At 57.2% G+C, this 9,569-nt stretch carries 13 protein-coding genes; 5 read left to right on the top strand and 8 right to left on the bottom strand.

The window, feature by feature from the left end; translation table 11 throughout:
- Positions 1-2: 2 nt before the first annotated feature.
- Genes AC1MDC_RS01740 through AC1MDC_RS01760 form a run of 5 tightly spaced genes read left to right on the top strand, consistent with a single transcriptional unit; the run spans position 3 to position 5,880 of the window.
- Complete coding sequence (locus tag AC1MDC_RS01740) at positions 3-947, top strand: DUF58 domain-containing protein (RefSeq protein WP_085698330.1); 945 nt, start codon at positions 3-5, stop codon at positions 945-947.
- Positions 944-1,441: a DUF4381 domain-containing protein gene (locus AC1MDC_RS01745; RefSeq protein ID WP_085698329.1), complete on the top strand. Its 498-nt coding sequence runs from the start codon at positions 944-946 to the stop codon at positions 1,439-1,441. The genes AC1MDC_RS01740 and AC1MDC_RS01745 overlap by 4 nt, the downstream gene beginning before the upstream one ends.
- Positions 1,434-2,513, top strand: a complete 1,080-nt coding sequence (locus AC1MDC_RS01750) for a vWA domain-containing protein (protein WP_480392378.1) — start codon at positions 1,434-1,436, stop codon at positions 2,511-2,513. Before AC1MDC_RS01745 ends, AC1MDC_RS01750 begins: the two co-directional genes overlap by 8 nt.
- Positions 2,510-4,243: a tetratricopeptide repeat protein gene (locus AC1MDC_RS01755; protein ID WP_085703564.1), complete on the top strand. Its 1,734-nt coding sequence runs from the start codon at positions 2,510-2,512 to the stop codon at positions 4,241-4,243. The genes AC1MDC_RS01750 and AC1MDC_RS01755 overlap by 4 nt, the downstream gene beginning before the upstream one ends.
- Positions 4,240-5,880, top strand: a complete 1,641-nt coding sequence (locus tag AC1MDC_RS01760; protein ID WP_234205517.1) for a BatD family protein — start codon at positions 4,240-4,242, stop codon at positions 5,878-5,880. Before AC1MDC_RS01755 ends, AC1MDC_RS01760 begins: the two co-directional genes overlap by 4 nt.
- A gap of 115 nt (positions 5,881-5,995) precedes the next feature.
- On the opposite strand, the gene AC1MDC_RS01765 is transcribed toward AC1MDC_RS01760, so the two are convergent.
- From AC1MDC_RS01765 to AC1MDC_RS01800, 8 genes are all read right to left on the bottom strand, one after another.
- Positions 5,996-6,628, bottom strand: a complete 633-nt coding sequence (locus AC1MDC_RS01765) for an SMI1/KNR4 family protein (RefSeq protein WP_234420573.1) — start codon at positions 6,626-6,628, stop codon at positions 5,996-5,998.
- Positions 6,629-6,631: 3 nt separating this feature from the next.
- The gene (locus AC1MDC_RS01770) at positions 6,632-6,868 is read right to left on the bottom strand and encodes a NucA/NucB deoxyribonuclease domain-containing protein (RefSeq protein WP_480392379.1); all 237 of its coding nucleotides are present in this window, start codon (positions 6,866-6,868) and stop codon (positions 6,632-6,634) included.
- Between the two features lie 164 nt (positions 6,869-7,032).
- Positions 7,033-7,302 carry a hypothetical protein gene (locus AC1MDC_RS01775; RefSeq protein WP_480392380.1) on the bottom strand — a complete coding sequence of 90 codons (270 nt, stop codon included), beginning with the start codon at positions 7,300-7,302 and terminating at the stop codon, positions 7,033-7,035.
- A gap of 156 nt (positions 7,303-7,458) precedes the next feature.
- Positions 7,459-7,701 (bottom strand): hypothetical protein, encoded by a 243-nt coding sequence (locus tag AC1MDC_RS01780; RefSeq protein ID WP_480392381.1) that lies wholly within the window; start codon positions 7,699-7,701, stop codon positions 7,459-7,461.
- The gene (locus AC1MDC_RS01785) at positions 7,691-8,146 is read right to left on the bottom strand and encodes a hypothetical protein (protein ID WP_480392382.1); all 456 of its coding nucleotides are present in this window, start codon (positions 8,144-8,146) and stop codon (positions 7,691-7,693) included. Before AC1MDC_RS01785 ends, AC1MDC_RS01780 begins: the two co-directional genes overlap by 11 nt.
- Before the next feature lie 39 nt (positions 8,147-8,185).
- A complete protein-coding gene (locus tag AC1MDC_RS01790) occupies positions 8,186-8,581 on the bottom strand; it encodes a hypothetical protein (RefSeq protein WP_480392383.1) in 396 nt (131 codons plus the stop codon).
- 49 nt (positions 8,582-8,630) lie between these two features.
- Positions 8,631-9,089 (bottom strand): hypothetical protein, encoded by a 459-nt coding sequence (locus AC1MDC_RS01795; RefSeq protein WP_480392384.1) that lies wholly within the window; start codon positions 9,087-9,089, stop codon positions 8,631-8,633.
- 30 nt (positions 9,090-9,119) lie between these two features.
- Positions 9,120-9,512 carry a hypothetical protein gene (locus tag AC1MDC_RS01800; protein WP_480392385.1) on the bottom strand — a complete coding sequence of 131 codons (393 nt, stop codon included), beginning with the start codon at positions 9,510-9,512 and terminating at the stop codon, positions 9,120-9,122.
- Positions 9,513-9,569 lie beyond the last annotated feature (57 nt).

The following is a 9,569-nucleotide window of genomic DNA, read 5'->3' on the forward strand; positions in this document are numbered from 1 at the left end:
CGATGAACGCCACCCTGCCTTCCGAACCGGGCATCCGCATCAGCCTCGCCGAGCTGATCGAGATGCGTCACCGCGTGCGCGAAGTGCAGCTGTTTTCCACGCCGAGCCAGCGCAGCCCGCTGATCGGCCTGCATCACTCGAAATTCCGTGGTCGCGGCGTGGACTTCGATCAGGTGCGGGTCTACCAGGCCGGCGACGACGTGCGCACCATCGACTGGCGCGTGACCGCACGGACTCAGGAGCCACACACCAAGCTGTTTCATGAAGAACGCGAACGGCCGATTTTCATCATGGTCGAGCAAAGCACGCGGCTGTTCTTTGGCTCCGGTCTGATGTTCAAGTCGGTGCTCGCGGCGCAGGCGGCGGCGCTGATCGGCTGGGCGGCGCTGGGTCACAACGATCGGGTTGGCGGGCTGGTGTTCGGCGACAACGAGCATTACGAAATCAAACCGCGCCGCAGCAAGCAGAGCCTGTTGCAGCTGCTCAACCGGCTGGTGAAGGTCAATCAATCGCTGCACAGCGAGCGGGAGCCGGATCGCGATGCGTTCGGCGTGGCGTTGCGCCGGGCCCGCGAAGTGCTGCGACCGGGCAGTCTGGTGATCGTGATCTGCGACGAGCGCGCACTGTCCGATAGCGCCGAGCAGCAATTGAGCCTCTTGTCGCGCCATTGCGACCTGCTGATGCTGCCGCTGTCCGATCCGCTGGATCACGCCCTGCCCGCTGCCGGGCTGCTGAGATTCGCCGAGCGCGGCGCGCAGCTGGAACTCGACACCCTGAATTTCGACCTGCGCCAGACCTACCGCGCCCAGGCCGAAGCGCGGATCGCCCGTTGGGAATTGCTCGCGCAGAAGCTGCGCGTGTTGTTGATGCCATTGAGCACCCAGAGCGAAATGGTCGAACAGATGCGCGAATTCCTTAACCCGCAACGTCCGGGGAAAGGTCGATGAACGGCCTCGAACAGCTGCAACCGCTGATCTCCCCGCCACCGATTGCCTTCTGGCCTCCGGCGCCGGGCTGGTGGCTGCTGCTTTTGCTGGTGCCGGTGATCGGGTTTGCGGTCTGGCGTCTGCGGCGTTTCATTCCGATCAAGAAAAAACCGATCGTGCGCGCCGAGCTGCCGCTCGACCCGGTGCGCATCGCCGCACTCGCCGAACTGGCGCAGATGCCCAAACCCTACGACGGCGCCCCGGCCGGGGCCTGGCTGCAGCAACTCAACGGCCTGCTCAAGCGCCTGTGCCGCAACCACTATCCCTATAGCCAGAGCCACACCCTCAACGGCCGTAAATGGCTGGCGTTTCTCGACAACCGTTGCCCTGCCGCCGGTCTGACTCGGTGGATGGTGCTCGTCGAAGGCGCCTACAAACCCGAGTGCAAACTCGACGACAAAGCCATCGCCGGCCTGACCCAGGCGGTCGAGACCTGGATTCGCAAACATGTTTGAGTTCGCCTGGCCGTGGATATTTTTGCTGTTGCCGCTGCCGTGGCTGATGCGCCTCGTGCTGCCGGTGGCCGACAGCGGCGAGCCGGCGCTCAAAGTGAGTTTCCTGGGTGACCTGGAAGGCCTCGCCCGCCGCCGCGCCCGGGCCAATCTGCCAGCGTGGCGCCAGCAGGCACCGTTCATGTTGCTGTGGTTGTTTCTGCTGATCGCCGCCGCCCGCCCGCAATGGCTCGGCGAACCGCTGCCGATTGCCGCCAGCGGTCGTGATCTGCTGGTGGCAGTGGACGTGTCCGGCTCGATGGATTTCCCGGACATGCAATGGAACGACGAAGACGTCAGTCGCCTGTCGCTGGTTCAGCATTTGCTCGGTGATTTTCTGGAAAGCCGCGACGGCGACCGGGTCGGTCTGATCCTGTTCGGCAGCCAGGCCTACCTGCAAGCGCCGCTGACATTTGACCGGCGCACCGTTCGGGTCTGGCTTGATGAAGCGCGGATCGGTATTGCCGGCAAGAACACCGCGATTGGCGACGCCATCGGTCTGGCCCTCAAGCGCCTGCGCATGCGTCCGGCCCAGAGCCGGGTGCTGATTCTGGTCACCGACGGCGCGAACAATGGCGGCGAAATCGACCCGCTGACCGCCGCTAAACTGGCCGCCAGCGAAGGCGTGAAAATCTACCCGATCGGCATCGGCGCCGATCCTGAAGAAAGCGGCGCCACGGCACTGCTCGGCACCAATCCGACCCTTGATCTCGACGAACCGGCGCTCAAGGCCATCGCCGACGTTACTGGCGGCCGCTATTTCCGCGCCCGCGATGGCAAGGAACTGCAAGCGATCAAAGACACCCTCGACCAGCTCGAGCCCGTGACCCAACAGCCGACCCAGGCCCGTCCCACACAGGCGTTGTATCACTGGCCACTGGCGTTCGCGCTGCTGTTGAGCATTCTGCTGGTTGCCCGCGTACTGTGGCCCGACAACCTGCTGCAGCGTTTTTTCACCAAGGAGTTGTATCTGCAAAGCCCCTTGCCTGACTGGCGCGACCGCCTCAAACGCCTGCGTTTGCGGAGGCGCCGATGATCGCCCTGTGGCCGCACTGGTTCCGCCCCTGGTGGCTGTTGCTGCTGCCGGTGCTCGGCTGGCTGATCTGGCAGCTCTGGCACCGGCAGAAACGCGCCGGTCGTTGGCAAATGATTCTGCCGCCGGCCTTCCACGCCACGCTGCTCAGTGGCGGCAGCGGTCGCGACAGCAAGTTGCCGTGGGTCGCCCTGAGCGTGGCCTGGCTGCTGACGATTCTGGCGTTGCTCGGGCCAAGCTGGGAACGGGTCGAACAGACCAGCCAGAAACCCGCCGACCCGTTGGTGGTGGTGCTGGAACTGACCCCGGAAATGCTCGCCACCGACTCGCCGCCAACGCGACTGGAACAGGCCCGGCGCAAGCTGTTCGACCTGTTGCAGGTGCGCAGCGATGCGCAGACTGCCATCGTCGTTTATGCCGGCAGCGCCCATACGCTGGTGCCGCTGTCGGATGACCTGGCGACCAGTCGCAATCTGCTCGACGCGCTCAAGCCTTCGCTGATGCCGGAAAGCGGCCACCGCGCGGATCTGGCGGTGGGCAAGGCATTGGCGCTGCTCAAGCAGGGTGCGTTGGGTCAGGGGCGGATTCTGCTGATTGGTTCTTCGCTTTCCGAAGAAGAACGCCAGGGCATTCGTCATGCGCTGAGCGGCCAATCGGCGCAGTTGTTGATGCTCGGTGTCGGCACCGCCGAGGGCGCGCCGATTGCTCAGGAGGACGGCAGTTTCCTCAAGGACGCTCAGGGCGCGATCCGCGTACCGCAACTCGACAGCCCTGGCCTTGGCGCGTTCCTCAACGCGGTCGGCGGCGAGTACCGCAGCGCACGCCTGGATGAATCCGATCTGGGCGACCTCGGCCTGCTCGACGGCCCGCGCAGCCTGCGCAGCGATGGCCAGACCGTGCGTCTCGACACCTGGGCCGATCAGGGTTACTGGCTGCTGTTGCCACTGCTGTTCCTCGCCGCGTGCGCCGGGCGGCGTGGCTGGCTGTTCTGCCTGCCGTTGCTGCTGGCATTGCCGCAACCGAGCTACGCCTTCGACTTCGAAGACCTGTGGCTGCGTCCCGATCAGCAAGGCCTGCATCTGCTCAAACAGAAGCGTCCGGCCGAGGCAGCGAAGCATTTCGAAGATCCGCAATGGCAAGGGGTGGCGTTGTACGAAGCCGGCGACTACAGTGGCGCCGCTCAGCGTTTCGCCGAGGGCAATGACGCCCACGCCCACTACAATCGTGGCAACGCACTGGCCAAAAGCGGCGAGCTGGAAGCGGCGCTGGACGCCTATGAACAGGCTCTGGAACGTCAGCCGGATCTGCGTCCGGCGCTGACCAACAAGGCGCTGGTGGAAAACCTGCTGAAACAGAAAAACGCCCCGCCGCCGGCCGAACCGCAAGACAAACCGGCGCAGCCAAACCTACCGGGCGACGAACCACCACCGACTGCTCCGGCGCCAGCGGTCAAGAGCGAAACCCACAGCGAGCCGCAAACCGGCGAGTCCGCCAACGAGCCTCCGCCGACTACCCCGCCGCTACCGGGCGCCAACGAGTTGCCGGACAGCGAACCGGGCGAGGAACAGAACACACCGCCGCTGCTGCGCCCCAGTGAGGACAACCTCGAAGGCGAACAACAGCAGGCGCTGGAACAATGGCTGGGCAAGATCCCGGATGATCCGGGCGAACTGCTGCGACGCAAATTCTGGTACGAACAGCAACAACATCAGGATCAGGAAAACATTCGATGACCCGTTTCACCGCTCTCTTGCTGCCCCTGCTGATCTGCACGGCCACCGCCCAGGCGGCCGAGCTGACGGCCAGTGTGGATCGCAGTCGCCTGAACTCCGGCGAGACGGTGGAACTCACCCTCGAATCCAACGATGTCACGCAGTTCGGCAAACCGGACCTGAGCCCGCTGGAGCCGCTGTTCGAAGTGCGCGGCACGCGTCAGGTCAACCAATTGAACACGCTAAACGATGACAACCGCGCTACCACGCGCTGGATCATCACATTGCTGCCCAAGCAGAACGGCAGCGTTGAAATCCCGCCGCTGAAACTGGGCGACGTCGAGAGCCAGCCGATCACCGTGCAAGTGATCGAGAGCGACACCCGCGAAGAAAACAATGCCCGCGAACCGGTGTTCATCGAGGCCAGCCTCGACCAGACCAGTGTCTACGTGCAGGCCCAGGCCATCCTCACGTTGCGCATCTACCATTCGGTGTCGCTGTACGACGACAGCAGCCTGACGCCATTGCAGATCGCCGATGCCCGCATCGAGCAACTGGGCGACATGCGCACCTACGAAAAAGACATCAACGGCGTGCGCCATGGCGTGATCGAGATGCGCTATGCGATCTATCCGCAGCACAGCGGTTTGCTGAGCATCGCTCCGCAGACCTTCAGTGCCACACTGGTCGATACCCAGCCCACGCAGGACGCCACGGCGCAGGGGCCGAAGCCGGGCAAACTGATGCACATCAGCTCCGCCGCGACTTCGCTGACGGTCAAACCCAAACCGATGACCTACCCCAGCGATGCGCCGTGGCTGCCGGCCCGCAGCCTGAGCTTGAGCGAAAGCTGGAACCCGGAGCCGGAGCACACCCAGGTCGGCGACTCCCTGACCCGCAGCCTGACCCTCAAGGTCGAAGGCCTGGCCAGCTCGCAACTGCCCGCCCTGCCCGCCACCGAAGCCAACGGCCTGCGCCGCTACCCGGATCAACCGGTGCTGAACAACCAGAGCAGCGACCGCGGCCTGATCGGCAGCCGTGAAGAACGCGAAGCACTGGTGCCGAGTCGCAGCGGCTCGATCGAACTGCCAACGGTGGACGTGGTCTGGTGGAACACCTTCGAAGATCACCTGGAACACACCAGCCTGCCGGCGCGCACCCTGCAGGTGGCGAACAACCCGAGCCTGCAAGTCGACACCCCGGCGGGCAACACACTACCGCTCAGCGCCGCCGACAGCGAAGCCTTGTGGTGGTGGAAACTCAGCACGTTCGTTTTCGCCTGCACCACCCTGCTCGGCTTCGGCCTCTGGTGGCGTGCCCGCTGGCAACCGGCAATCCTGCGCGCCGCACAAACCGGCCCGAGCCCCCGCACCCTGCTCGACGACATCAAACGCGCCAGCCAGGCCAACGACCCCCACGCCACCCGCCAGGCCCTCGACGCCTGGGCCCGTCAGCAGCCGGAAACACTGGCGGACATGGCGGCGCGATTTGTGCCGCTGTCGGATGCGCTTGATGGGCTGAACGGCGCGCTTTACAGCGAGACCGGGCAGCATTGGCAGGGAGAGGATTTGTGGCGGGCGATTAGGACGATTCCGACGGCGGAGCGGGTGCAGGATCCGGTGGGTGATAGTGGGTTGCCGCCGCTTTATCCGAAGTAGGATCGTCCCCGGGCGTCGATCAGTCGGCACCTGTCTTTGAAATACCAAACGCCCGATGCGATGCATCGGGCGTTGGGGTGAAACAGGTGTAAACCTATTTCAGGACTAGAAACTATCAGTCAAGACTAAATTTAACCTGAGTGCCGTTCGGCAAACTTTTAATCTTATCGGCTATATCAGCTCTGAGCCGCATTCCCTCTAAAGCATTAACAACGTACAAATTATCCAAGGAAAACTCACCCCCCATTACAAACGGAACCTTGGGCAACAAGCGCATCCCCGCAGCAATTGGACCGTTGCGCTTTTGCCATTGATGCGCTAACGGATATCCCGTCAACACCTCATAGTCGTTAAGAACCATTTGCGCCCAGCTTTCAATATCCGCAGCCAAGTATTCTAAAGACCCAGTTTCTGGATCAAATATATAGATCTTGTCGTCTTTGATACAAAACTGCCCACCAAAGATATCCTCAGCAAAAAAGACACCGCTATCGGCCAAGCCCTTATAACCACTGCGCCACAGATCGGTATGATTCCAATCAGAAAGCCCCGTTTCATTTTGACTCGACTCGCTTGGAAAGACATGCAATGCGCCTTCAAAAGCATAGAAGCCATTGCGCCGACGCAGCACGACCAGAATTTCCTCCGCCAAAATACCAGCCATGTTTCGCACTGGCTCAGTTATCTCTGGCTCGCGTTCACTCAAGGATGAACTTGCAATCGACAACAACTTATCCAAATTAGTCATAATCTAATCCACCACCTCTATTTTAACCTTCGTCCCGTTTGGCAACTCTCTACATTGAGCGCCAATACAAGCACCTGCCCCACGGTTATCACCAGGGGTGATATGCCTTACTGAGGCCCCTTGACCACCCTCTTGGAACATAGCAGGCGGATACTCATCACGGTCAAGGCCTGGTTTGGTTTCAATTCCACGCAAAGATTCACGCCTGCGCGTCGCTGCATTATCTCGATCTATGGTCAACGTGTCAGGTTTACCCGCGCCAATGGCATCTTCGATGTGTTGTGCTGACTCGGGATAGCGGTCTTTACTGATCGTTACAACTTTTTCAGTACCGCCCGCGCCGCCAGAGTGTCATTCGGGACGGATTTAATAACCCCCCCTTCCCTCCCACTCCACCCTTACTTTCACACGTTATAACCTGCGGACCTCATCAGAATAAGTACAACCTCATCAAATTGCTCGTCAGACATACCCCTGATTGATCTAACACTTTTCCAGTGCCATATCGCAGGAAGAACTTTACTATCCAATCGATCGAACTCATCCAGAAAAATATGAGCTAATTTATACTTATCCAAACCAGGATCAGCTTCCAGAATACCATTCAATACTGTACTCGGCAGCTTCCCACCCAGAATTTCCATCAACAATTTTCTATTTTCCGAAAGTGACATATGTTATCCCGCCAACGACTTCAATTTTTTCAGACTACAAAGGGGACAGATTTATTTAATCAAATAAATCTGTCCCCTTTTTTTGTGAGGTGGGGAGGCCGGCCAGATGATTCTCAGATTTATTTAATCAAATAATTCCGCCCCCCTTTTTCTTAATTAACGCCCATCCATAGCTCTTTTTATATAATCGAGATTTTTGCTCACCCACCTAATAAACAAGAGCAACGTCAATGGCATACCAATCCACAGAAAGAGCACATTAAAATCAGGCTCATAAAACAAAAACAGCAAAAACATCAGCAACGAAACCATCACTAAGGAAATTAGAAAACATACTGACAACACCATCCCAAGCAGGCCGCAAAAAATCATCACACGAGAGACAATATTATTTTTCACTGCTTGCTTCCTTATAAAACTCAAACGATTTATTAGCCACACCACCCAAATAAAAAGCCAAAGCGGTTCCATAAGGAAGGCTAACATTGGTAAAAGGAAGAAACTTGTTATTGTCGAAATTTCGCACCGTCACTCCAAATAGTGAAGCCTTTCCAAAGCCATCTGAGGCCAGCATTTTCATAGGAACTTTGACGAAGCCCGCACCTGTTGAAAAAACTAGGTCAGCCCCACTATAAGCCGTAGAAGCATAACCTCCGAACACCGCCGAAAAAGCATTTTTCACGGGATTGTAGTTGTAAGAATCGTTACCAGTAAAATGGTTATAAATTCCTGCACCACCGTCCCAGACATTTCCGAACCCCATAGTCGCCATCGGCCCACCAAAGACACACCCCGCAGCTGTTGCGCACAAAGTTCCTCCCCAAAATACCGAAGTCGCACCCAATCCAGCTTGCAGAGTGCCATTCGGGACAGATTTATTTAATCAAATAAATCTGCCCCCTTTTTTTGGAAACTTTTTATGCAAGTAAACCCTATAACTTGAAGGTGCTGCCTCGATGAGAGCGGCAACATTGTCTCCTCGAGCTGAAGAACAGTCGACTACGGACTCTACAAAGTAATAACGCTGTTCCACCCCTTCACCCAGGCAACGTTGAAAATCCTTGAAGAAAATCAAAAGACTATGGAATGAATTGGCGGACACTAACGCACTACCTAAAAGCTCATACGCTGAAATATAGTATGCGTTTTCCACAACGCCCTGCGCTCCGCCCAGATCAGACAATTCCATCTCCAAGGATTCGGCCGAGAGCAGACCCGAAGAGTTCAGCAACTGCAAAAATTCTTCAAAAAGTTCATCAGGCAAACGTGTAGTCGACATTCTCTCTCCCCGAAAAGCCATTACTTTTTAACCCGGGCGAATCACGAGATCAAAGCGAGATCAACGTCACTTTCCACAAACGACCATCCTCCGAAAACTCCATCCGCAAGTCATGCGTAGGTTGCTCATATTTACACCACTGCTGAATCTGGCCAATCAACATATCAACCTTGGCTGGCCCACCTTTGTCGGCAGGACCTAACTCGCTCACGACATCTTGCACGACCCAAGTTTGAGCCACGCGATCAAGTACATCTGCGCTGTACGCTGAATATCCCTCGTGAGGCTGCACAAAAAAATGGATATGGTTTAACTTCCCCGAGCGGAATCCAAATTCCAAGCCAGACTTTACAAACTTATAGAAGACTGTTTGCCCATCCTGATCACTATAGCTGTCCGGCGCTTCTGAAATTGTTGGCAACTCTTGAACCTTCTGCAAGAGATCCACAACAGCCGCCCCATGCTCATGCTGCCCAAGAGATTGACTACAGACAGACCAGAATTTCATAACTTAACAACTCCCTCTTTTACTTCCCTTTTACTCACAATCAAGCCAATCATCCGAATTGACAGCTTGGTTTTTTTCGAGAAGCTCATCATACCGAGTTTTACACTTCTCAATATTCTTATCTTCAAGATCTACACACAAGAACCCGCCCCCCCTTTCCTCAACAAACAACGATGTTACCGCAACCACTGTCGGCAGAACGCTCTCCAATACGCCTGAAATTTTAGATCGATGAAAGATAAAACTTCTCCCACCGCCCAGAGGAAGAACGCTATCAGTTATGGAAAACATTATTTCCGGCTTGGAAATTTCGACTTTTTCACCTTGCTCATAATTCTCCGAATAATTTTCGGGCACGAGAAAAAGCCTAAAGTCGATAATAACCAACCACCCCTCCAGCTCAACAACATCGCCAACTTTCATGACCACCTTCCCATGACAATAGAAAAAAGATGACAGATTTATTTAATAGACTACAAA

It is taken from the genome of Pseudomonas sp. 1 (assembly GCF_056626735.1).

Coding starts and splice junctions, on each gene's coding strand:
- AC1MDC_RS01740 (WP_085698330.1), top strand. CDS start 3: ATGAACGCCACCCTGCCTTCCGAACCGGGCATCCGCATCAGCCTCGCC.
- AC1MDC_RS01745 (WP_085698329.1), top strand. CDS start 944: ATGAACGGCCTCGAACAGCTGCAACCGCTGATCTCCCCGCCACCGATT.
- AC1MDC_RS01750 (WP_480392378.1), top strand. CDS start 1,434: ATGTTTGAGTTCGCCTGGCCGTGGATATTTTTGCTGTTGCCGCTGCCG.
- AC1MDC_RS01755 (WP_085703564.1), top strand. CDS start 2,510: ATGATCGCCCTGTGGCCGCACTGGTTCCGCCCCTGGTGGCTGTTGCTG.
- AC1MDC_RS01760 (WP_234205517.1), top strand. CDS start 4,240: ATGACCCGTTTCACCGCTCTCTTGCTGCCCCTGCTGATCTGCACGGCC.
- AC1MDC_RS01765 (WP_234420573.1), bottom strand. CDS start 6,628: ATGACTAATTTGGATAAGTTGTTGTCGATTGCAAGTTCATCCTTGAGT.
- AC1MDC_RS01775 (WP_480392380.1), bottom strand. CDS start 7,302: ATGTCACTTTCGGAAAATAGAAAATTGTTGATGGAAATTCTGGGTGGG.
- AC1MDC_RS01790 (WP_480392383.1), bottom strand. CDS start 8,581: ATGTCGACTACACGTTTGCCTGATGAACTTTTTGAAGAATTTTTGCAG.
- AC1MDC_RS01795 (WP_480392384.1), bottom strand. CDS start 9,089: ATGAAATTCTGGTCTGTCTGTAGTCAATCTCTTGGGCAGCATGAGCAT.
- AC1MDC_RS01800 (WP_480392385.1), bottom strand. CDS start 9,512: ATGAAAGTTGGCGATGTTGTTGAGCTGGAGGGGTGGTTGGTTATTATC.